We start from the raw sequence: 22,015 nt of genomic DNA, 5'->3' as shown, positions 1-22,015 counted from the left end.
CCAAAATGGCAAGGAGCCGCGCGATGGGACTGTTTCGTAAACTCGACTCTGCCAATGAACTGGCGACCGGCATGGCCGTCCGGCTGGGGGTCGATCTGGAATCCGGGTTCGAAACCGGGCCGGTTCAGGCCGCCTACCAGTTTCGCGACATGGTGATGCGCTGCTCGACCTGCACCCACCATGAAGAGTGCCGCCGCCTTCAGGCCCACACCATCGAACTGGACTTTCCGCCCGCCTATTGCCGCAACCGCGACCGGTTCGAGCGCGGCTAAAGCTCTGCGTCCAGGGGCAAAAGCGGCGAGGCCTTGATCTCCTCCATGCTGAGGAGCGCGGTCACGTTGTGGATTTTCACCTCGGAAATGAGCGCCTGGTAAAAGCGGTCATAGGCGCGCGCATTGGGCACCCGCACCTTGAGGATATAGTCGATATCGCCCGCCAGCCGGTGCGCCTCCATCACCTCGGGATGGGCGCGCAGGGTTTCGAGAAAGCGCGTCTGCCATTCGGCCTCGTGCTCGGAGGTGCGGATCAGGACGAAGAAACAGGCCTCCAGCCCCAAGGCGTCGGCATCCAGCAGAACGGTCTGCCGCCCGATCACGCCCGCCTCGCGCAGCTTGCGAATCCGGGTCCAGACCGGCGTCTTGGACGAGCCCACCACGCGCGCGATATCCTCCAGCGACCGGCTGGCATCCTCTTGCAGCGCGGCGAGGATTTTCCTGTCGAGCGCATCGATCTGAACGGGCATTCCGGCCTCCTGACCTGATTGGAACGGTGATCCTGACCCGACCCAGATACGGAACGAACGTCCCTTTTCGCAAGGGATATCTGCCGCCGGTCAGGAAATTATTCTATCTTCATGGCGAAACACAGCTTCGAGGTTCGTCATGCGACATTTCCCGATCTTCCTAGACCTCGACGGGGCCCGTGTCGTGGTGTCGGGCGGTGGCGAGGCGGCGTTGGCCAAGCTGCGCCTGCTGATGAAGACGCGCGCACGCCTGACCGTTTTCGCCGCCGATCCTGCGGACGAGGTGATCGAATTGGCCCGCGAAAGACGGATCGCGCTGGTGAGGCGCGCGGTCGAACCGGGCGATGCGCTCTGTGCACGGCTGTTCTACGCCGCCAATGACGACGATGCCGAGGATGCGCGCGTGGCCGCCCTCGCCCGCGCCGATGGCGCGCTGGTCAACTGGGTCGACAACCTGAATGCCTCGCAGTTCATCACACCCGCGATGGTCGATCGCGACCCGGTGACCGTAGCGATCGGCACCGAGGGTGCGGCCCCGGTCCTTGCCCGCCGCATCAAGGCGCATCTGGAAAGCCACCTGCCGACAAACCTCGGGGTGCTGGCGCGGGCCGGCCAGGCCTTTCGCAAGGCTGCCGAGGCGCTGCCCATGGGCCGCAAGCGGCGGGAGTTCTGGGCCGACTACTACGACCGCGCCGGCCCTCGCGCGCTGGAGCAGAACGGCGCGGATGCCCTGCCCCGAACCTTGCAAGACCTGCTGGACGACCACCTGGCGACCAAGCCATCGGCGGGCCATGTGGACCTTGTCGGCAGCGGGCCGGGCGACCCGGACCTGCTGACGCTGAAGGCGCGGAAACTGCTGGACGAGGCCGATGTCGTGATCCACGACCGGCTGGTCTCCCCCGCGATCCTCGAGCTTGCCCGGCGCGAAGCGGTGCTGATCAACGCCGGAAAGAAGGGCTTTGGCCCCGCCATGTCGCAGGAGGAGATCGGCCGCCTCATGGTCGAGCACGCTACGCAGGGCGCCCATGTGGTGCGGCTGAAATCGGGCGATCCGGGTGTCTTCGGACGGCTGGACGAGGAGTTGGACGCCCTGAATGTCGCCGGGATCGACTGGGCCATCTGCCCCGGCATCACGGCGGCCAGCGCCGCCGCCGCACAGCTGGGCCAGAGCCTGACCAAGCGGGGCCGCAACTCGGACCTGCGGCTGCTGACGGGCCATGACGTGAAAGGCTTTGCCGAGCAGGACTGGCGCGGGCTGGCGCGGGCCGGGATGGTCGCCGCGATCTACATGGGCGCGCGTGGGGCGCGGTTCCTGCAGGGCCGTCTGCTGATGCATGGGGCCAGCCCCGATACGCCGGTCACGGCGGTGGAGAACGCCAGCCGCGTCGAGGCCCGCGTGATCGCCTCGACCCTGGCCGAGCTTCCCGCCGACCTGGAGGCCGCCGCGCCCGACGGCCCCGTCATCTTGATGCTGGGCCTTGCCCCCCGCGCCGCCGTCGCCCGCCTGCCCCAGTTGCAAGAGGAGCTTGCCTGATGCCCCGCCCCTTCACCCCCAAGGTGCTGACCGCGAACGACCTGCTGCTTGGCGATGCCGTCTGGCTTGCCCCGGACGGGGCCTGGACCCGGCACATGTCCGAGGCGCTGCTGATCGAGGATCAGGCCAGCGCCGATCTGCACCTGCTGGATGCCGAGGCGCGCGGTCACGAGGTGGTTGGCCCCTACCTCGCCGATGCGCAATCCGGCCCGCATGGTCCCGAACCCACCCATTTCCGCGAAACGTTCCGCACGCGCGGGCCGTCGAACCGCCCGCACGGCAAACAACAGGCCGCCTGAGCCGCGACAGGAGATCCCCGATGTATCGCTATACCGAGTTCGACCGCGATTTCGTCCGGTCGCGCGTGGCGCAGTTCCGCGCGCAGGTCGAGCGCCGCCTTGACGGCAGCCTCACCGAGGAAGAGTTCAAGCCCCTGCGCCTGATGAACGGGCTTTACCTGCAACTGCATGCCTACATGCTGCGGGTCGCGATCCCTTATGGCACCCTGTCGGCGGACCAGATGCGCCAGCTTGCCATGATCGCCGAGCGGTGGGACAAGGGCTATGGCCATTTCACCACGCGCCAGAACATCCAGTTCAACTGGCCCAAGCTGGCCGCTGTGCCCGACATCCTCGACGCGCTGGCCGATGTGGGGATGCACGCCATCCAGACCAGCGGCAACACGATCCGCAACGTGACCGCCGACCATTTCGCCGGTGCTGCCGCCGACGAGGTGGCCGACCCGCGCCCGGTGGCCGAGCTGATCCGGCAATGGTCGACCGACCACCCCGAGTTCCAGTTCCTGCCCCGCAAGTTCAAGCTGGCGGTCACAGGCTCCCCCGAGGACCGCGCGGTGACGGCCGCCCACGATATCGGCCTGCGCCTTGTGCGGCAGGACGGAGAGCTGGGCGCGCAGGTGCTGGTGGGCGGCGGGCTGGGCCGCACGCCGATGATTGGCAAGGTGCTGCGCGACTTCCTGCCCCTGCCCGACCTTCTGCCCTATCTCGAAGCGATCGTGGCGACCTACAACCTGCTGGGGCGGCGCGACAACAAGTACAAGGCGCGGATCAAGATCACCGTGCATGAACACGGGCTGGAGGAAATCCGCGATCTGGTCGAGGCTGAATTTCCGGCCCGCAAGGCGCTGTTCGGCGGCATCGATCAAGAGATGCTGGCCGCCATCACCGCGCAATTCGCCCCGCCCGCCTTCGAGACGGATGCCGAGGGCGATGTCACTGCGTGGTATCACGCCGACCCGGTCTTTCGATCCTTTGTAGATACCAACACCGCCCCGCACCGCGCCCCCGGCTACGCGATCCTGACCGTCTCGCTGAAGGCGCCGGGGGAGACGCCGGGTGATGCCACGGCTGAGCAGATGCGCGTCCTCGCCGATCTGGCCGAGCGCTACGGCCATGGCGAATTGCGCATCAGCCACGAACAGAACGTCATCCTGCCCCATGTGCCGTGCCGATACCTCAAGGCGATCCACGATGCGCTGCGCGAGGCGGGGCTGGCCAGCGCCAATGTCGGGCTGGTCTCCGACATCATCGCCTGCCCCGGCATGGATTACTGCGCCCTCGCCACCGCGCGATCGATCCCGGTCGCGCAGCAGATCGCCAAACGGTTCGAGGAGCTGAAGCTGGAACACGAGATCGGCCCGCTGAAGATCAAGATCTCGGGCTGCATCAATGCCTGCGGGCATCACCATGTCGGGCATATCGGCATCCTTGGCCTCGACCGGGCGGGCGTCGAGAACTACCAGATCACGCTTGGCGGTGATGGCGGGCCCGATGCCGTGATCGGCGAACGGGCCGGGCCGGGCTTTGCCTATGACGAGATCACCGATGCGATCGAGCGGCTGGTCCTTGCCTACCTGGACCTGCGCGAGACCCCGCAGGAGACGTTCTTGCAGGTGTATAACCGCACAGGCTCAGCCCCGTTCAGGACCGCGCTTTACGATCGGGACGAGGACAGCGCCGATGCTGCCTGAGCCCGCCCCTTTCTCGCCCGTGCCGCAACGGGTAACCCGCCTGAACGAGCGATACCGGCACCACTCCGCCACCTCCGTCGTCGAGCGCGCGATTGCCGATGCCGATACGGGCCGGGTCGCGCTGGTCTCGTCCTTCGGGGCGGAGTCGGTGGTGTTGTTGCACATGGTCGCCGTGATCGACCCGCGAGTGCCGGTCCTGTTCATCGATACCGAGATGCTGTTTCCCGAAACGCTCGACTACCAGCGGGAGGTGGCCGACCACCTCGGCTTGCAGGATCTGCGCGTGATCCGGGCCAGCCGGACGCGGATCGCCGCAATCGACCCGCAAGGCGACCTGCACCGGACCGACCCCGACGCCTGCTGCACCCTGCGCAAGACCGAACCGCTGGAACATGCCCTCGCGCCGTTCGACGCCTGGATCACCGGGCGCAAGCGGTTCCAGGGCGGGCAGCGGGCGGCGCTGGAGTTCTTCGAGGCCGAGGGCGCCGCGCGCATCAAGGTGAACCCGCTGGCCCATTGGCGGGCCGAGGACGTGCAGGACTACATGGTCAACAACCGCCTGCCCCGGCATCCGCTGGTCGCGCGTGGCTACCCCTCGATCGGCTGCGCGCCCTGCACCACCCCCGTCGCACAGGGCGAAGACCCGCGCGCGGGGCGCTGGCGCGGCACCGGGAAAGAGGAATGCGGCATCCATTTCGTGGATGGAAAGATCGTGCGCGGCCCGTTGCGGCACGCATCCTGACGCTTAAGGAAAGGACAGATCAGATGACCGAAACCGTGATCGTGCGCGACGATGGCTTTGCCGCCAATAGCGCGACCTGTAAGTTCTCCTCCCTGGCCGAGCTTGGCCCGGACAGTGCAACGGCTGTCGAGATCGGCCCCTCCGACGACGTGGCCGCGCTTGCGCCGCATCTGGGTCACATCTCGATCCTGCGCATTGCCTTCCCGAGTTTTGCGGATGGGCGCGGCTTCACCCTGGCCCGGCGCCTGCGCGCCATGGGCTACACCGGAACGCTGCGCGCCTTCGGGCATGTGCTGGCCGATCAATACGCCATGGCGCGGCGCGCGGGCTTTGACGAAGTCGAGATCGACGCAACGCTGGCCGCCCGGCAGCCCGAGGCGCACTGGCTGGCCCGGGCCGATTGGCGCGCAAACGACTACCAGGGGCGGTTGCGCGGCCAAGCTGCCGGTTGACGCCACGCCGCCCCTGATCCAGATCAAGGATAACGCCAGGCCCAAGGGCTAAGCCCTCACTGTTCCCAAACGAGCGAGCCCAATCCCGTGAAAGACATCGACGCAGCCGCACCCGCCAAGGCCAAACCCGCCCTTCCCGACGCCCAGACCGTCACCGAAGTGAAGCATTGGACCGACCGTTTGTTCAGCTTCCGGTGCACGCGGCCCGCCTCGCTGCGGTTCCGCTCGGGCGAGTTCGTGATGATCGGCCTGATGGGCGATCCCGACCCGAAAACCGGCAAGGCCAAACCGATCCTGCGCGCTTATTCCATCGCCTCTCCTGCCTGGGATGACGAGTTGGAGTTCTACTCGATCAAGGTGCCGGACGGGCCGCTGACCTCGCGCCTGCAACATATCGAGGCCGGGGACGAGATCATCCTGCGGCCCAAGCCTGTCGGCACGCTGGTGCATGACGCGCTGCTGCCGGGCAAGCGGATCTGGTTCTTTGCCACCGGCACCGGCTTTGCGCCCTTCGCAAGCCTCCTGCGCGACCCGCAGACCTACGAGGATTACGACGAGGTCATCATCACCCATACCTGCCGCGAAGTGGGCGAGCTGCAATACGGCAAGGAGCTGATCGACTCGATCCGGCAGGACGAATTGCTGGCCGAACTGATCGGCGAAGGGTTCGCCAACAAGCTGCGCTACTACCCGACCACCACGCGCGAGGAGAGCCCTAAGATGGGCCGCATCACCGACCTGATGCGCTCGGGCGAGGCGTTCCGCGACCTCGGGGTCGAGCCGCTGAACCCCGAGACCGACCGCGCGATGATCTGCGGCAACCTCGCCTTCAACCTCGAACTGAAGGACATGCTCGAAGAATACGGGCTGGAGGAAGGCGCCAATTCGCAGCCCAAGCAATACGTCGTTGAAAAGGCGTTCCTTGACTGAACGACATCCGGCAAAGCGCCGGAAACAAACAAAAACCCCCGCTGACCTTGGGCCGCGGGGGTTTTCTTTTCGCCTGGCGGGCGGCCCGCCGTTGCAAGCCGCCCGAAGGGTTTACTGGTCGAGGCCCAGCAGACCGCGCACGGTTTCCAGCGCGCCGGGCAGAAGGTCCGGGTTGTCGCGGGCGCCTTCCAGCGCGGTGCGGGCGGTCGTTTGCGCAACCGGGCCAAGGTCCGAGGCTTCGACCGCCTCGATGGCGGCATCGTAGTCGAACCCGTCGACACTGAAGATCTCGGCCATGTCGGTGTCACCGGCCTCTGCCGCGACGGCTTCGGCAGCGGCCTCGGTTTCGGCGGCTTCCTCGGCGACCGCGTCAGCGGCCCCTTCCACGGCATCCGCGCCCTCGGCGGCAGCCTCTGCGGCGGCTTCGGTCGTTTCATCGGCCGCCTCGTCGATGGCATCCGCCGCTTCGTCTGCGGCGTCGGCGGCTGCATCCGCTGCCGCGTCAGCAGCCTCGGCGGCCTCGTCAACAACCTCTTCCGTGGTCTCTTCGGCGGCGTCGGCGGCATCTGCCGCCACGTCCGCGGCGTCATCGGCAGCGGCGGCGGCCTCGTCAGCGGTTTCCTCGACCACCTCTTCCGCTGCCTCGGCGGCCTCGTCAGCCTCGCCCATCACCTCGTCGACCACCTCTTCGATGGCGGTCTCGGCTTCGGTCACGGCCTCTTCCACGGCTTCGGCGGCCTCCTCGGCCATCTCACCGGCGGCGTCGACTGCTTCCTCGACCGCTTCTTCCACGGCTTCAGCGGCGGCGTCGGCGGCATCGCCTGCCTCTTCGGCGGCATCACCGGCTTCTTCCACGGCGGTGTCGACGGCCTCATCCATCTCTTCCGAGGTCATCTGACCCTGGCTCAGGAAATACCCGCCCGCGCCAAGCGCGGCTAGGATGACGATAATAATCAGCGCACGACTCATTTTTTCCCCCATGGGTACTGCGATACGATGGCAGAGGCTTACATGCCGCCCTGCACGTCCGCAATGCTGCAACCGCGAAGGCGCGCACACCGGCAAGGCCCCGCTGTCGGCTTTCCACGCCAGCGCCTAGCAATTCGCCTTGAACATAGGGGGTTTGAAGGATACTTTACCGGCCTCGAACCAAGGTTACAGAAGGACGATAACCATAGCCCGCAGACCCCATAACGCGCCGCCCACCCGTGACACCGGCCCGCGCGTGAATGAGAAGATCCGTGCCCCCGAATTGCGCCTGATCGGCGCAGAGGGTGAGAACATCGGCGTCGTGACGCCGGAACAGGCGATGGATCTGGCCGCAGAGGCCGGCCTCGACCTTGTCGAGATCTCTCCGAACGCCACGCCGCCCGTGTGCAAGATCATGGATTTCGGCAAGTTCAAATATGAACAGCAGAAGCGTGAAAGCGAAGCGCGCAAGAAGCAGAAGACCATCGAGGTCAAAGAGGTGAAGTTCCGTCCCAACACGGACACCCATGACTACGAGGTCAAGATGCGCAACGTGACCCGCTTCCTGGAGGCGGGCGACAAGGTCAAGGTGACCCTGCGCTTCCGCGGTCGCGAGATGGCGCACCAGAACCTCGGGCGCGAATTGCTGGAGCGGGTCGCGGCGGATGTCGAGGGGCTCGGCAAGGTCGAGAACATGCCCAAGATGGAAGGCCGCCAGATGGTCATGATGATCGGGCCGTCCAAGTAATCGGCTGGACTCGGCCGACCGTCGAACAAGGCGCGCCCGCACCGGCGCGCCTTTTGCGTTTCATCGATTTGACGCGGAGGTGAGTGGTGCCGCGATGGAAAACAGGATAAGCTTCGCACATCGCATTCCGGAGGCCTTGGCATGAAATCCGCCGCCCTGCCCGTTCTGATCTGCCTCTGCCTTGGCGCACCAGCCGGGGCCGACGGCATCCAGTTGTCCGGCACCGCCGAAATGGGCCTTGTCGGCGGAAGCGCGTACGAGGGTGGCGCGCAGCTGCTCACCAGTGTTGAGGCGACCGTCCTTTTCAGCACGACGACCGATGGCGGGCTGACGATCGGCTTCGAAGCCGATCTTTCGGAGCTCATGACCGAGGATGGCTTGCAGTGGCCACCGCCTTCCGCCCGACAAAGCCGGCCACCTTACCATCCGCGTTTTGGCGACAGAGCATTGGATTGACCCCGCGCTGTCTTGCGCGCGGGGTTCTCGGCGTGGGCCGGCCAATCGCCATACGCCCTTGATTCAGTGCACGAAGTGAACCCGGTCGAAGGATTGGCGCCAATCCGAAACCTCGGGCAGGATCGCCTCTCCGGCCAGGCCGCGCGCGATGAGGTCGGCAAGGCGATCCGCATCACTGGCGGTCATACCCCAGCGGACGAGTTCGGGCGTACCGATCCGAAGGCCGTTCATGTCCCCCTCGACCGGGTCCTCCGGCAGGCCGATGCCGCAGGCCAGGAACCCCGCCTTGCGCAGCTTTTTCGACGCCGCCTGCCCGCCGCCATAGGGCGCGGCCAGTACCGCGAACTGGTGTGACTTCGTGAACCCCTCGTCGCCCTTGAAGACGGGAACGCCCTTGGCGTCCAGCGCCGCGGCCAGCGCCTGGGACATCGCGATCATCTCGGCGGCATAGGCTGCGCCGAAATCGCGCCAGTCCAGCATGGTCACCGCCAGCGCGGCGGTTTTCGCCGCGTCGAAATTCGCAGTCATGCCGGGGAAGGCGATGGTGTCGAGCGCCTTGGCGATCTCGGCATCGTTGGACACGATCAAGCCGCCCGCCGGGCCACCGAGGCTTTTGTAGGTGCTCATCGTCATGAAATGTGCGCCCTGTTTCAACGGGTTGGACCACGCGCGGCCCGCAATGATCCCGCATTGATGGGCGGCGTCGAACATCAGCCTGGCGCCGACCTCGTCGGCAATTGCGCGGACCTCGGCGACGGGATGCTCGAACAGGTTGAGGCTACCGCCGATGGTGATCAGCTTGGGACGCTCGGCCAATGCCAGCGCGCGCAGGCCCTCCAGATCGACGGTGTAGCCATCGGCGTTGACCGGCGCTTCGACCGTGCGCAAGCCGAACAGCCCCGCGCAGCCCGCCAGTTGATGCGTGACATGCCCGCCAATCGAGGCCGGGGGCGCGATGATCGTATCGCCCGGTTTGCAGGTCGCCATGAAGCCGTAGAGGTTGGCAATCGCGCCCGAGGGCACCCGCACCTCGGCAAATTGCGCGTCGAACACCTCGGCGCAGAGTTCGGCCGCGATGACCTCGATCTCCTCGATGGCCTCAAGCCCCATCTCGTACTTGTCGCCGGGATAGCCCAATGACGGGCGCGAGCCGATGCCCGAGGACAAAAGCGCCTCGGCCTTGGGGTTCATCACGTTGGTCGCGGGGTTGAGGTTGAAACACTCTTTCTCGTGGATGCGGCGGTTTTCCTCGGCCAGCGCCTCGATCCGGGCAAGGACCTCTGCCGACGGGGTGGTGGATGTTTCGCCCGCGATCTTCTGAACGAGGGTTTCGCTGGGGCTGGGTACCCAATCTCTCTGAGCAAGCGTCATCTGCAGGCCTCCTGTTTGGGGCCAATCTGGCGCGGCCCGCGTGACGGCGCAAAGCAGATTTGCTAATTCTCGGGCTAGAAAAACTAAGGCTGCATGATGAGCGTATCCCCCAAGCGACCCAAAGGCCCGCCCCTGAATGCCATGCGGGCGTTCGAGGCGGCGGCGCGCCATGTCAGTTTCGCCGCCGCGGCCGAGGAGCTGAACGTCACGGCCGGCGCGATTTCCCAACATATCAAGACCTTGGAGGATTGGGCGGGCACGCCGCTGTTTCGGCGCAATGCCCAGGGGGTCGCGCTGACATCCGCCGGGCGGGCGCTGGCCGCAGATTTCACCGTGGCGTTCGACCGCTTGGCCGATGCCACCCGCGCCCTGCGCAATCTCAAGCCGAATGCCGATTTCCACATCGCCGCCCTGCCCTCGGTTGCCCAACTCTGGTTGCCCCGGCGGCTCAGCCGGATCCGGGCGCAGTTCCCCGAGATCAGCTTTTCGGTGACGGCGATGGAAACCCCGCCCAGCCTGTCGCGAGAGTTGTTCGACCTGTCGATTTTCTTCGCCACACCGGACGAGTCGCCGGGGCAACGCGTGATTTGCCCCGACGAGATCGTGCCGGTCTGCGCCCCGGACCTTCTGGCGCGCGCTGGCAAGCCGTTGGAGTTCAGTCACCTTCCGTTGCTGCATGACCAGACATGGCAGGAGGATTGGCACCTCTGGTCGCAGGAGGCGGGCGTCCCGCTTGGCGATGACCAGAAGGGCGCGCGGTTTTCGCTCTACAGCCTTGCGGTGGAGGAGGCGAAGGCCGGCGCCGGGCTGTTGATAGGCCATCTCTGCCTGCTGGAGGATGCCCTGGCCAGCGGCGCCCTCGTCAAGGCGCATGGGCGGTCATGCCGGACCGGGCGCGCTCTGGTCGTGCAGGCCCCGCGCAGCGCCCGCAGGCGGCCCGAGACGGACCGCGTCATCACGCTTCTGAGCGATTGATCCAAGACGGGCGCGAACGGACAAACGACAAGACATGAAAACGCCCCCGCCCGTGTCAGGCGGAGGCGGAGTGATGGTCGCAAGGGCAGGTTCAGGACGCGGCGGCGACCGCGCGGCCTGTCATCACCTTGACCAGATGGGCGCGATACTCGGCCGAGCCGTGCAGGTCCGCGATCATGTCGCCCGAGGGCGGAGACAGCGCATCGATGGCGTCCTTGGTGAAGGAGCCGTTCAGCACCTCTTCGGCCTCGGTCCAGCGGAACACCCCGTCGGACGAGGCCCCCGTCACCGCGACGCGCACCCCGTCGGCGTATTTCGCGACGAAGACACCCACCAGCGCAAAGCGCGAGGCCGGCTGCACGAATTTCTGGTAATTCGCAGCCTCGGGCACCGGGAAGCGTACCTCGGTGATGATCTCGCCCTCGTCGAGGGCTGTGGCGAACATCCCTTGGAAATAGTCGTCCGCCGCGATCTCGCGCGTATTGGTGATGATCGTGGCCCCCGACCCCAACGCCGCCGCCGGGTAACAGGCCGACGGGTCGTTATTGGCAAGGCTGCCGCCGATCGTGCCCCGGTTGCGCACCGCCGGGTCGCCAATGCGCCCTGCAAGCGCCGCAAGGGCCGGGTAATGTGCCGCGGCCTCGGCCGCGACGGTGGCGTGGGTGGTGGCCCCGCCGATACAAACCTCGCCCGCATCCGACAGGCAGATGCCCTTCATCTGGTCGATCCCCGTCAGGCTGACCAGAACCTCCGGCGCGGCGAGGCGCTGTTTCATGGTGGGCAGCAGGGTTTGCCCGCCCCCCAACGCCTGAGCCTCGTCGGCACCGAGGGCCGCGACGGCCTCGTCGATGGTGCCGGGCTTGGAAAATTCGAAATTATACATAAGCCTCTCTCCTTTTCCTCAGGCCTGGTGCATGGCCTGCCAGACGCGATGGGGCGTCAGCGGCATGTCGATATGCATCACGTGGGAATGTCCACCCCGATGCAGCGCGTCCACCACGGCGTTGACCACGGCGGGCGGTGAGCCGATGGCCCCGGCCTCGCCACAGCCCTTCACCCCAAGCGGGTTGTGGGTGCAGGGCGTCTGGCAGGAATGGTCCACGGCGTAGAACGGCACGTCGTCGGCGCGCGGCATGGCATAGTCCATGTAGCTTGCCGACAGAAGCTGCCCGTCCTCGTCATAGGCGCAGTTTTCGAGCAGCGCCTGCCCGATGCCTTGCGCGAGGCCGCCGTGAACCTGTCCATCCACGATCATCGGGTTGACGATATTGCCGAAATCGTCGGCCGCGGCGAAGGACAGGATCTCGACCTTGCCGGTGTCGGGATCAACCTCGACCTCGCAGGCATAGGCGCCCGCCGGATAGGTGAAGTTGTTGGGATCGTAGAAGGCGGTTTCCTCCAGCCCCGGCTCCAGCTCCTCCAACGGGTAGTTGTGGGGGACGTAAGCCGCCAGCGTGACATCGCCCCAGGCGACCGACTTGTCGGTGCCCGCGACGGTGAACTCGCCGTCCTTCAACTCGATATCGCCCTCGGCGGCCTCCATCAGGTGGGCGGCGATCTTTTTCGCCTTGGCGATGATCTTCTCGGTCGCCCGGACCATCGCGGACCCGCCGACAGCCAAGGAACGCGAGCCATAGGTGCCCATGCCCATCGGCGTGTTGGCGGTGTCGCCATGGACGATCTCGACCATGCCTTCGTCGATGCCGATCATGTCGGCCACGACCTGGGCGAAGGAGGTCTCGTGCCCCTGCCCGTGGCTGTGGCTGCCGGTCATCACGACCAGACCGCCGGTGGCATTCACCCGCACGGTGGCCGACTCATAGAGACCGGCGCGTGCGCCCAACTGGCCGACAAGGGCCGAGGGGGCGATGCCGCAGGCCTCGATGTAAGAGTTGATGCCGAGGCCGCGCAGCTTGCCGCGCGCCTTGGACTCTGCCGCGCGGGCCTCGAACCCGTCGCGGTCGATCATCTCCAACAGCTTGTCCATCGTCGCGTGGTAGTCGCCGGTGTCGTATTCCACGGCGACCGGCGTCGCGTAGGGGAACTCGGTCACGAAGTTCTGGCGGCGCAACTCCACCGGGTCGACGCCCAACTCGCGCGCAGCCTTGTCGATCACGCGCTCAAGCTGGAAGGTCGCCTCGGGCCGGCCCGCGCCGCGATAGGCATCGACGGGCACAGTGTTGGTGAAGACCGCCTTCACGTTCACGTAGATCAGCGGCGTCTTGTAGTTGCCCGCCATCAGCGTGCCGTGCAGCCAGGTCGGCACCGAGGGCGCGAAGGTGGACAGGTAGGCGCCCATGTTCGCATAGGTCTCGGTCCGCAGCGCGGTGAAGTTGTTGTCCGCGTCCAGCGCCAGTTCGATCTTGGTGACATGGTCGCGGCCCTGCGCGTCCGAGATGAAGGCCTCGGACCGGCTGGCCGTCCATTTCACCGGGCGCTGGATCGCCTTGGCGGCAAAGGTGCAGAAGGCTTCCTCGGCATAGTGGAAGATCTTGGAGCCGAAGCCGCCGCCCACATCGGGGGCCACGACGCGCAGCTTGTGTTCGGGGATGCCCAGCACGAAGGCGCCCATCAGCAGGCGGATCACATGCGGGTTCTGCGAGGTGGTGTAGAGCGTGGATTCGTCCGTGCCGGGCGCATAGTCGCCCACGGCGACGCGCGGCTCCATCGCGTTGGGGGCGAGGCGCTGGTTCACCAGTTCGAGCGTGGTGACATGCGCGGCCTCCTCGAAGGCCTTGTTCACCGCGTCCTTGTTTTCCTCGACGAAGCCCCAGTCGTAACAGAGGTTGCTGTCCAACTCGTCATGCACCTTGGGCGCGCCATCCTGCACCGCGGCCTTCATGTCGATGACGGCGGGCAGTTCCTCGATATCCAGCATGATCGCCTCGGCAGCAGAGCGCGCCTGCGCGGCGCTCTCGGCCACCACGGCGCAGATCGGGTCGCCCACGTGGCGTACCTTGCCCTGGGCCAGGATCGGGTGCGGCGGCTCCTGCATCGGGTTGCCGTGCCGGTCCGTGACCTGCCACCCGCAGGGCAGACCGCCCACGCCCTCGAAATCCTTGCCGGTGAAGATGCGGATCACACCCGGCATCTTCTCGGCCTCGCTGGTGTCGATCCCGTTGATCTTGCCATGCGCCATATCCGAGCGCAGGAAATGCACATAGGCTTGGCCCATGAGGTTGATGTCGTCGGTATAGCGGCCGCGCCCGGTCAGAAAGCGCAGGTCCTCGCGCCGCTTGCTGCTGGCGCCGATGCCATGATCCTTCGGCATGGTCGTCCTCCCTGTAAATCAGATCGCTGATCCGCGGCCCGCCACCATAGGGGCCGTCGGGAAAGGGGGCCTCCTCCTGCCCCCGCGGTCGCGGTTATTCCGCGGCGATGGCGCCGACGTCCTGCCCCGAGGCCGCCATGATCGCCTTGACGATATTGTGGTAGCCCGTGCAGCGGCAGATATTGCCTTCGAGATACTCCCGGATCTCGCGCTCGGTCGGCTTGGGGTTGTCCTTGAGCAGCGCCGCCGCCGACATCACCATGCCCGGCGTGCAGAAGCCGCATTGCAGCCCGTGATGATCCTGGAACGCCTGCTGGATCGTCGAGAGCGAGCCATCGGGGTTCGCCATTCCCTCGATCGTCTTGACCTCTGCGCCCTCGGCATCGAGGGCCAGCACCGAGCAGCTTTTGACCGCCTCGCCGTTCATATGCACCACGCAGGCGCCGCATTGGCTGGTGTCGCAGCCGATATGGGTGCCGGTCATCTTGAGCCCCTCGCGCAGGAACTCGGCCAGCAGCGTGCGGCCTTCGACGTCGCCGGAAACGGTTTTCCCGTTCACGGTCATCGTTACCTGGGTCATTCAAATCCTCCCTTGGTTATTGCGCGGTATCCAAGCACGGAACAGGGCGTCTGCAAACGGAAAATTTTCGTGACCGACGCAACGGTTCGTTCGCGTTGATCTGCACGACCGGGCGGTGCTACCGCTTGACCAACGGGAGGCGCGCTGATGCAGATCACACAGGACGTTGCAGGACAGGAACCCGAGATCATCGCGTTGTTTTCGCGGGTTTTCACCGATTCCGAGGGCGAAGAGGAAGGCGCGCTGATCGGCACGCTGGTGCGCCAGATGCTGACGCGCACACCCGAACCCGACCTTGTCCCCTTTGCCGCGTGGGAAGAGGGCGCGCTGATCGGCGCCGTCCTGTTCAGCCGGCTGGCCTTCGCGCAGGACCCACGCACCGTGTTCCTGCTGTCGCCGATGGCGGTGGAGACGGCGTGGCAGGGAAACGGGGTGGGCCAGGCCCTCATCCGTTATGCGCTGAACGATCTGCACGGTCGCGGGGTGGATGTCGCCGTCACCTATGGCGATCCGGCCTTTTATGGAAAGGTCGGGTTTCAGCCCGTCACGGTCGAGGAGGTCGCCGCCCCCCTGCCACTCTCGCATCCCCATGGCTGGATCGCGCAATCGCTGGACGGGGCCCCCTTGGCCCCGCTCGTCGGCGGGTCGGCCTGCGTGGCTGCGTTGGATAACCCGGTCTACTGGTAGACCGCCGCCTGGGCGAAAGGTTCCGCGGGACAAAAAAGGGCGGCCCGAAGGCCGCCCCGTACCCTGTCCTATCAACGCTGTCACAGGGTCTCGTCAAGGAACTCCAACAGGCCGGTCCAGCTGCCTTGATCGGCCTCGAGATCGTAATCGCGCGAGCCATAGACGGTGAAGGAATGGCGCGCGCCGCCGAAGATCTGCGCGTCATGGGGCACGCCCGCCTCGTTCAACTCCGCCATAACAGCCGCCAGGTCGCCGGGGCCCGAAACCGGATCGGCAGAGCCGTGGAAGAACATGATCGGTGCACCATTGGCCGAGGAATAGTCCTGACCCTCCGGCGTGGGCAGACCGCCATGGAAGCTGACGAACCCGTCGAGGTCGGCCCCCGCACGAGCGGCCTCCAGAACCGCCGCGCCACCGAAACAATACCCCATGAGAACCATGTCGTCGCCGACCCCCTCAAGGCCCTCGGCCGCCATGATCGAGCCCATCAGGCGCTCGCGGAAGGTCTCCCGGTCGCCATAAAGCGCGCCGGACAGCGCACGATACTCGTCCGTGCTCTGCGGGTCTGTCTCGGCGCCGTAGACGTCGATGGCAAAGGCGGTGTAGCCAGCCTCGGCCAGCATCTCGGCGCGGCGCTCCTCGTAGTCGGTCATGCCGTCCCAGTCATGGACGATCAGGACCGTGCCGCGCGTTTCCTCCAGCGCGGTGTTGCGTGCCAGGTATCCTTCGAATTCCATGTCGCCGACCGTGTAGGTCACGTGTTCGCCCACGATCTCGGCCGTGGCGAGCGAGGGCAGAGCCGCCGCGATCAGGGCGGTGGCAAGAAGGCGCTTGGGCATGTGGGTCTCTCCCTTGGAGTGTGTCCGTTCGCAGGTTGGAAAATAGCACGGATCGCGCCGTTTCCAGTTCGCGAATGCGCGGGCCCTGTGCGGCAACGCGCGGCTCAGGCCCGGCGTGGCCCGTCGCGCGGCTGCGGGCGGGTGGGGATTTCCTTGAGCAATCCGCCAACGCCCATGCCGGCGATATCCTCGGCGGAGACCGGCACACCGCAGGCGATCCGCTCCAGCACCCAATCCGCCCCGTTCAGCGCAGGCGAGCGGGCGCATCCCGGCAGGCCGATCACGGGCACCTCCCCCAGCGACCCGAGAAACAGCAGGTTGCCGGGATCGACCGGCATTCCGAAGCGGGTCAGCACGCCGCCTGCGCGAACCAGCCCCGCCGGGGCCTCGTCGCGCACATCTGAGGTGGCCGAGGCCGTCAGGATCAGCGCGAGATCCGTCCTGAGGCCGGCCAGCGCATCGGCAATCGCGGCGGCGCTGTGGTCCACATGCTTTGTGTCGGCCAGGGACATGCCCAAGGCCTCCAGCCGCCCGGAAATCGCCTTGATGGCCTTGTCGTCGGGTTTGGGCGGCGTGGCCTCGGTGTGCGTGATGATCAGGCCCGCCGTCTTCAAGACCGGCTTGCGGCGGATCAAGGCCCCCTGCCCCGCGGCGCAGGCCCGGGTCAAGGCGCTCTCGGGCACGGCGTAGGAGATGATCTTGACGGTGCCGACCATCATCCCCTCGGTCACGCGTTGCCACGGGGCGACGGTCGCCAGCGTGATCATCGGATCGACCCGGTTCAGCGCGTGGATCGCCCCGGCCTCCAGCGCGATGACGCCGGGACCGGTGGCGCGGATATTGACGCGGCCCGTGAAGGCGGGATCAAGGCGCAGGCCCGCCGCCTCGGGGTCGGGCACCAGGGCGCGGGCAAGGCGCAGCGCCGCGTCGTTTTCGGCCACATCACCGGGATCGAGTTGCGCCACGGTGACCTCGCTCATCCCGGCATCGGCCAGCAGCGCCAGATCATCGCCGGAGAAGCGGTGCCCTTTCTTGAACCGCTTCTCGCCTACGCGCAGGCTGTAGGCGAGGATACCGCCCTCGGCCTCGGCCAGTGGCACCGGGCCGAACCTCATCCCTTGCGCAGCCGTTGCGTGACCTCGGCGAGGATCGACACGGCGATCTCGGCCGGGCCGCGCGCCCCGATATCGAGGCCCACCGGCGCATGGATGCGCGAGATCTCGGCCTCGGAGAACCCCGCTTCGCTCAAGCGGTCCACGCGCTTGGCATGGGTGCGGGTGGAGCCGAGGCAGCCGAGGTAGAACATGTCCGAGCGCAGCGCGCGCATGATCGCCGGGTCGTCCAGTTTCGGGTCATGGGTCAGCGTCACGACGGCCACGCGCGGGTCGAGGCCGAGCGCGTCCAGCGCCTCGTCGGGCCAATCCTCGACGATGGTTTCGCCGGGAAAGCGCGCCTCGGCCCCGAAGGCGGGTCGCGGATCGACAAGGACGGGGTCGTAGCCCGCGATCCGCGCCATGGGCAGCAGCGCCTGCGCGATATGGACCGCACCCACGACGATCATCCGCAGGGGCGGGTTGTGGACATGGACGAAGGTCCGGCCGTCCTCTTCCATGCCCGAGCGGTCCATGCGGAACCGGTCGGGCCAAGCGTCGGCCGGATCGAGACGGCGCTCACCGGTTTCGGTGTTCAGCACGTAGGCCACCGGACGACGGGCCGCGCGGGCCGCAACGAGGTCTTTCAGAAGGTCTACGGGAAGTGCGCCGCCCACAGGCTCCAGCCAGACCCGGATGCGCCCGCCGCAGGCAAGGCCCACGGCAAAGGCCTGGTCGTCGGAGACGCCGAATTCCAGCATCTGACCGGCACCTGACCCGACCGCGTCCATCGCCTCGACCACGACCGCGCCCTCGACACAGCCGCCCGAGACCGACCCCTCCATCTCGCCCGCGCCGGAAATGACCAGCTGGCTGCCCACGGGCCGGGGCGCGCTGCCCCATGTCTCGACCACGGTGGCCAGCACCGCGCCCTTGCCCGCCCGATGCCAGTCGAGCGCGATCTCGGGCATGTTTTCCAGATCGTGAGCCATGATGCGCACCTCCCCGGCCCCCACCCTAGCCGGGCGCGGGCGGCGTTCAAGTGGACAAGGCAAACCCCGGCGCGCGGGACCGCGCCGGGGCAGACTTGCCAAGACCGCTTGGCTGCGGGTCAGTCGGCGCGCGTGACCTGCAACAGCGGCGTGATGCGGCGCACGACCACGCGGCGGTTGGCGCGTTCGGCCTCGGTCGTGGAGATCCGCAGATCGCTTTCGCCATAGCCCTGCAGCACCATGTTCGCCGGCGACACGCCGAAATACTCGGTCAGGGCGCGGGCCACCGACTCGGCGCGGCGATCGGACAGCGTGAGGTTGCTGACCGCACTGCCCACGGCATCGGTATGGCCCTCGATCAGGAAGACCTCGCCGGGGTTTTCGTCGATCAAGCCGGTCATCAGTTGCCCGAGGTCAAAGAGCGCCTCGGCCTGCCCCGGCTGGATGGCGGCAGAGCCGGTTTCGAAGGTGATGTTCTCGACCTGCACCGCGGGCGCGAGATAGCGCACGCGCTCGATCTGGCGCACCTGGTTCAGCGAAAAGCCACGGTCGATCGCAGCCTGCTGCATCAGCGCGGCGCGCAGGGCATCCTCGTTGCCCGGCTCGATGCGCGGGGCTGCGGCCCGGTCGGGTTCCGGCAGGGTCGAGACATCGACGGGCGCAACGGCCACGGTGTCGTCGAACAGCACGGTTTCACGACCATCGGGCGACACGACAAGGCGGCGGACGACGCGCGCCTCGGCATTGCGGATGGTGATGACGGTGGAGCCATCGGATTGCAGCACCTCGGTCCGGCTGGACCCATCGGCATAGTTGCGCGTCGTCACCTCGGCGCCGGGCTGGCGCAGGATGGCGTCATCGTCGCGCAAGACCTGCAGGTTGCCGTCCGGGTCCTGCACCACGACGCGGTCCGGCGCGGTGCTGACCACCTCGCGGTTGCCGTTGAGAAGCGAACCTATGACAAGGGCGCCCGCAGCACCGAGCAGCGCACCTTCGAGGAAGCCCGGCTCGTCATCGTCGCGATTGCGCCCGGTCCCGGCAGCCCGGTCTCCGGCGGGGGCACCCGCCTCGGCCTCGGTGAAATCCTCGTCCGAGCGGCGAGCCGTGTCCTCGGTGACGGTCTCGGTCGTTTCCTCGACCACCTCGGCGTCCTCGCCCCCGGCCATGGTGTCTTCGGCTTCGCCGGTGGCGGCCTCTTCGGCGGCGAGGTTGGTCTCGGGCAGGCCCGGCGTTTCCTCTTCGACCTCAACGACCACCTCCGCCTCGGGTTCAGACGCCCCCTCGGCATCCGGTTCGGTGTCGGCGGCGTCGGCAGGAGCGGTGTCAGCCGGCTCGCTCCCGGGCTCGGCCGCGCCTTCTCCGGTCAACGCCTCTTGCATTTCCTCGGCGGAGCGCACCGGCGCGTCCCCGGTCTGCGGCGCGGGGGCGACCTCGTCCACGATCTCTTCGGCAGGCTGCTCCGCCCGTTCGTTCGGCCTCTCGGTGGGGCGGGGTTCCGGCACCCCGCTTTCTTCGGGGGCGGCGCTATCGGCCTCGGGGGCAGCCGGTTCGGGGGCCGCTTCGGTCGCCGGGGCCTCGGGGGCTGGCAGAACCTCCTCGACCACTTCACCTGCGCTGTCCACGGCCTCACCGACGGCCTCCGCACCCTCGTCCATGGCCTCGCCCGCGTCGTCCAGCACCTCGGCCGCGCCATCCAGCAGGCCCTGTTCGGCCTGCGCGGCACACTCCTCGGGCGACAGACCCGGCGGACATTCGATGGGGGCTGCGTCCTGTGCAACCAGCGGCGACGGGACGGGCAGCGCCAGCGCGAGGCTGGCCACGAGGGCGGTGGTGGTCGTCAGATTGCGGCGCATGGGGCCTCCGATCGGTTCGTTCAGATTGCTGGATCAACGCATCTTTGACGGGAGGGTTCCCATGGCTCCCTGCCCCCTTGCGCCCGGCTGGCGGATTTCCGCCAGATGCTTTCACGCGCGAATGTGATACGTATTCTCCATGTGGTTTCGCCGTCTTTCACCCGTCCTGATCTGCCTCGCCCTTGGCGCGTGCCAAGACACCAGCGCGTCGGACGAAGTCGACCCTTTCGCCCCACCCACCGAGCAGGAGATCGCGCAGTGCGAAGCGTCGGGCGGCTATATCGGCTCGGGCGGGTTGATGCCCTGGGCCTGCCGCTACGATCTTTCGGATGGGGGGCAGGCCTGCACGCGGTCAACGGATTGCGAGGGGATGTGCCTTGTGAACCCGGAAACGAACCTTGGGGAATGCGCTGCCGTCTCTCCCGTCTTCGGTTGCGTCAGCATGCTGGACGAGCGCGGCGAGCGGGTCGAGATCTGCATCGATTGACGGCGCTCAGTCGGCTAGCAGCTTCATCAACCGGGCCTTTTCGCCGGTGTCGTCGGGGCGGCAGACCGCCTCGGCCAGGCCGGACAGCGCCGCGATGTTGTGACCCGCGCGGAAACTGTCGACATGGGGCAGCATGGCGCGGATGCCGGCGGCCTTGGGCGCGAACCCGTCCCAGCGCAGCAGCGGATTTACCCAGATCAGGCGGCGCGAGGACAGGTGCAACCGCTCCATCGCGGCGGCCAACCGTTCGGGCTCATCCCGGTCCAGCCCGTCGGTGATCAGCAGCACGACCGCGCCCTGCCCCAGAACCCGGCGCGACCAGTCGCGGTTGAAGTCTTCGAGGCAGGACCCGATCCGCGTGCCGCCCTCCCAATCCTGCGCTTCGGCTCCGGCGGCGGCCAGCGCCGCATCGACATCGCGCTGCGCAAGGTGGCGGGTGATGTTCGTCAACCGCGTGCCGAAGGTGAAAGCGTGCACCTTGGCCCAGCCCGCGCCCTTCTGGTTGGCGACCGCGTGCAGGAAGTGCAGCACCGCCCGCGAGTAAGAGGACATGGAGCCGGAGATATCGCATAGACAGACCAGCGCGGGCCATCGGGTGCGGGGATGCTTGGTGTTGAAATCCACGACCTCGCCCCCCCGGCGCAGCGCCCCGCGCATGGTTGCGCGCCAATCGGGGCGGCGGCCATGGTGCGAGGCCTCGGTCCGGCGGCTCTTCAAGGGTTTCACGGCCAACGTCATACGGGCGAGCATGCGCTTCGCCTCGGCCATTTCCGACAACGACATCTGCTCGAAATCGAGGGTTTTCAGCCGTTCCTCGCGGCTCATGGTCAGGGTGGCGTCCACCTCGATCTCGGTGCCCTGGTCCTCGGGCTGGTCGATCTCGGGGGCCTCCTGCGCCACGCCGTGCAAAAGGGCCTCGGCGGCGCGTTTCTCGGCGGGTTTCGCGGTGCGTTCCTCGGCCACGCCGCGCACGGCTGGCAGCATCAGCGACATCATGTGTTCGAGGAACCGCGGGTCGCGCCAGTAGAGGCGAAAGAGCTGGTCGAAAGCGTGCCGATGCTCGGGGCGCGAGGTGAAACAGGCCTGAAGCGTGTAATAGAAATCGGCCCGATCGGTGAAACCTGCCGCTTCGACCGCGCGGATGGCGTCGGCCACCCGACCCGGCCCTGCGGGCAGGCCGGCGTTGCGCAGCGCCCGCGCGAAATGCGTGATGTTGCGCACCAGTTGCGGGCGCTCGGGCAATTCGAGGGGGGCAAGTTCGACCATGAATGAAAAAGAAAGCCCCCCGCCCTCTGCGTCAAGGGCG

Annotated in this window: 23 protein-coding genes; 12 read left to right on the top strand and 11 right to left on the bottom strand. The window is 67.1% G+C overall.

Annotated features, from left to right (window positions below; translation table 11 throughout):
- Positions 1 to 23 precede the first annotated feature (23 nt).
- Positions 24 to 272 carry a DUF6455 family protein gene (locus KUV65_RS01165; protein WP_222187036.1) on the top strand — a complete coding sequence of 83 codons (249 nt, stop codon included), beginning with the start codon at positions 24 to 26 and terminating at the stop codon, positions 270 to 272.
- Here KUV65_RS01165 and KUV65_RS01160 read toward each other — a convergent pair.
- Positions 269 to 742: an Lrp/AsnC family transcriptional regulator gene (locus KUV65_RS01160; RefSeq protein ID WP_259552749.1), complete on the bottom strand. Its 474-nt coding sequence runs from the start codon at positions 740 to 742 to the stop codon at positions 269 to 271. The two genes, KUV65_RS01165 and KUV65_RS01160, sit on opposite strands and share 4 nt — an antisense overlap.
- 139 nt (positions 743 to 881) lie before the next feature.
- Between KUV65_RS01160 and cysG the strand changes: the two genes are divergently transcribed.
- The 6 genes from cysG to KUV65_RS01130 all read left to right on the top strand — a co-directional run bounded on the left by cysG (position 882) and on the right by KUV65_RS01130 (position 6,390).
- Positions 882 to 2,276: a siroheme synthase CysG gene (cysG, locus tag KUV65_RS01155; RefSeq protein ID WP_222187035.1), complete on the top strand. Its 1,395-nt coding sequence runs from the start codon at positions 882 to 884 to the stop codon at positions 2,274 to 2,276.
- Positions 2,276 to 2,575, top strand: coding sequence for a DUF2849 domain-containing protein (locus KUV65_RS01150; protein ID WP_222187034.1), 300 nt, complete (start codon positions 2,276 to 2,278; stop codon positions 2,573 to 2,575). Before cysG ends, KUV65_RS01150 begins: the two co-directional genes overlap by 1 nt.
- 20 nt (positions 2,576 to 2,595) lie before the next feature.
- Entirely contained in the window at positions 2,596 to 4,266 is a 1,671-nt protein-coding gene (locus KUV65_RS01145; protein WP_222187033.1) for a nitrite/sulfite reductase, read from the top strand.
- Positions 4,256 to 5,008 (top strand): phosphoadenylyl-sulfate reductase, encoded by a 753-nt coding sequence (locus KUV65_RS01140; RefSeq protein ID WP_222187032.1) that lies wholly within the window; start codon positions 4,256 to 4,258, stop codon positions 5,006 to 5,008. The genes KUV65_RS01145 and KUV65_RS01140 overlap by 11 nt, the downstream gene beginning before the upstream one ends.
- Before the next feature lie 23 nt (positions 5,009 to 5,031).
- Positions 5,032 to 5,460: a DUF934 domain-containing protein gene (locus KUV65_RS01135; protein WP_222187031.1), complete on the top strand. Its 429-nt coding sequence runs from the start codon at positions 5,032 to 5,034 to the stop codon at positions 5,458 to 5,460.
- An 87-nt stretch (positions 5,461 to 5,547) separates the two neighbouring features.
- Positions 5,548 to 6,390, top strand: a complete 843-nt coding sequence (locus KUV65_RS01130; protein ID WP_222187030.1) for a ferredoxin--NADP reductase — start codon at positions 5,548 to 5,550, stop codon at positions 6,388 to 6,390.
- Positions 6,391 to 6,501: 111 nt separating this feature from the next.
- Here the strand turns inward: KUV65_RS01130 and KUV65_RS01125 are convergent, their stop codons facing one another.
- On the bottom strand, positions 6,502 to 7,359 hold the full coding sequence (locus KUV65_RS01125) for a hypothetical protein (RefSeq protein WP_222187029.1): 858 nt from the start codon (positions 7,357 to 7,359) through the stop codon (positions 6,502 to 6,504).
- A gap of 199 nt (positions 7,360 to 7,558) precedes the next feature.
- Here KUV65_RS01125 and infC point away from each other — a divergent pair, with 199 nt between their 5' ends.
- Together infC and KUV65_RS01115 are read left to right on the top strand one after the other, a co-directional pair.
- Positions 7,559 to 8,107: a translation initiation factor IF-3 gene (gene infC / locus KUV65_RS01120; protein WP_374107059.1), complete on the top strand. Its 549-nt coding sequence runs from the start codon at positions 7,559 to 7,561 to the stop codon at positions 8,105 to 8,107.
- Positions 8,108 to 8,248: 141 nt separating this feature from the next.
- Complete coding sequence (locus tag KUV65_RS01115) at positions 8,249 to 8,563, top strand: hypothetical protein (protein ID WP_222187028.1); 315 nt, start codon at positions 8,249 to 8,251, stop codon at positions 8,561 to 8,563.
- A 63-nt stretch (positions 8,564 to 8,626) separates the two neighbouring features.
- Here KUV65_RS01115 and glyA read toward each other — a convergent pair whose 3' ends face one another.
- Positions 8,627 to 9,934 carry a serine hydroxymethyltransferase gene (gene glyA, locus KUV65_RS01110; protein WP_222187027.1) on the bottom strand — a complete coding sequence of 436 codons (1,308 nt, stop codon included), beginning with the start codon at positions 9,932 to 9,934 and terminating at the stop codon, positions 8,627 to 8,629.
- Positions 9,935 to 10,027: 93 nt separating this feature from the next.
- On the opposite strand from glyA, the gene KUV65_RS01105 reads away from it, so the two are divergent.
- The gene (locus KUV65_RS01105; protein ID WP_222187026.1) at positions 10,028 to 10,909 is read left to right on the top strand and encodes a LysR substrate-binding domain-containing protein; all 882 of its coding nucleotides are present in this window, start codon (positions 10,028 to 10,030) and stop codon (positions 10,907 to 10,909) included.
- A 91-nt stretch (positions 10,910 to 11,000) separates the two neighbouring features.
- Here the strand turns inward: KUV65_RS01105 and KUV65_RS01100 are convergent, their stop codons facing one another.
- From KUV65_RS01100 to KUV65_RS01090, 3 genes are all read right to left on the bottom strand, one after another.
- Positions 11,001 to 11,792, bottom strand: a complete 792-nt coding sequence (locus KUV65_RS01100; protein WP_222187025.1) for an FAD binding domain-containing protein — start codon at positions 11,790 to 11,792, stop codon at positions 11,001 to 11,003.
- Positions 11,793 to 11,810: 18 nt separating this feature from the next.
- Positions 11,811 to 14,180 (bottom strand): xanthine dehydrogenase family protein molybdopterin-binding subunit, encoded by a 2,370-nt coding sequence (locus KUV65_RS01095; protein WP_222187024.1) that lies wholly within the window; start codon positions 14,178 to 14,180, stop codon positions 11,811 to 11,813.
- A 94-nt stretch (positions 14,181 to 14,274) separates the two neighbouring features.
- The gene (locus tag KUV65_RS01090) at positions 14,275 to 14,760 is read right to left on the bottom strand and encodes a (2Fe-2S)-binding protein (RefSeq protein WP_222187023.1); all 486 of its coding nucleotides are present in this window, start codon (positions 14,758 to 14,760) and stop codon (positions 14,275 to 14,277) included.
- A gap of 147 nt (positions 14,761 to 14,907) precedes the next feature.
- Between KUV65_RS01090 and KUV65_RS01085 the strand changes: the two genes are divergently transcribed.
- Positions 14,908 to 15,447: a GNAT family N-acetyltransferase gene (locus KUV65_RS01085; protein ID WP_222187022.1), complete on the top strand. Its 540-nt coding sequence runs from the start codon at positions 14,908 to 14,910 to the stop codon at positions 15,445 to 15,447.
- Positions 15,448 to 15,527: 80 nt separating this feature from the next.
- On the opposite strand, the gene KUV65_RS01080 is transcribed toward KUV65_RS01085, so the two are convergent.
- The 4 genes from KUV65_RS01080 to KUV65_RS01065 all read right to left on the bottom strand — a co-directional run bounded on the left by KUV65_RS01080 (position 15,528) and on the right by KUV65_RS01065 (position 20,222).
- Positions 15,528 to 16,286, bottom strand: coding sequence for a dienelactone hydrolase family protein (locus KUV65_RS01080; protein WP_222187021.1), 759 nt, complete (start codon positions 16,284 to 16,286; stop codon positions 15,528 to 15,530).
- A 104-nt stretch (positions 16,287 to 16,390) separates the two neighbouring features.
- Complete coding sequence (locus KUV65_RS01075) at positions 16,391 to 17,401, bottom strand: molybdopterin-binding protein (protein WP_222187020.1); 1,011 nt, start codon at positions 17,399 to 17,401, stop codon at positions 16,391 to 16,393.
- On the bottom strand, positions 17,398 to 18,369 hold the full coding sequence (locus tag KUV65_RS01070; RefSeq protein ID WP_261331558.1) for an XdhC family protein: 972 nt from the start codon (positions 18,367 to 18,369) through the stop codon (positions 17,398 to 17,400). Before KUV65_RS01070 ends, KUV65_RS01075 begins: the two co-directional genes overlap by 4 nt.
- Positions 18,370 to 18,488: 119 nt before the next feature.
- Entirely contained in the window at positions 18,489 to 20,222 is a 1,734-nt protein-coding gene (locus KUV65_RS01065; protein WP_222187019.1) for an OmpA family protein, read from the bottom strand.
- Positions 20,223 to 20,361: 139 nt separating this feature from the next.
- On the opposite strand from KUV65_RS01065, the gene KUV65_RS01060 reads away from it, so the two are divergent.
- Entirely contained in the window at positions 20,362 to 20,709 is a 348-nt protein-coding gene (locus KUV65_RS01060) for a hypothetical protein (RefSeq protein ID WP_222187018.1), read from the top strand.
- A gap of 6 nt (positions 20,710 to 20,715) precedes the next feature.
- Here the strand turns inward: KUV65_RS01060 and KUV65_RS01055 are convergent, their stop codons facing one another.
- Positions 20,716 to 21,975 carry a vWA domain-containing protein gene (locus tag KUV65_RS01055; protein ID WP_222187017.1) on the bottom strand — a complete coding sequence of 420 codons (1,260 nt, stop codon included), beginning with the start codon at positions 21,973 to 21,975 and terminating at the stop codon, positions 20,716 to 20,718.
- Positions 21,976 to 22,015 lie beyond the last annotated feature (40 nt).

Source organism: Maritalea mobilis (genome assembly GCF_019800885.1).
In the GTDB taxonomy this organism is placed as follows: Bacteria; Pseudomonadota; Alphaproteobacteria; order Rhodobacterales; family Rhodobacteraceae; genus Roseibacterium; species Roseibacterium beibuensis.
This window is presented reverse-complemented; position numbering and strand designations above follow the sequence as displayed.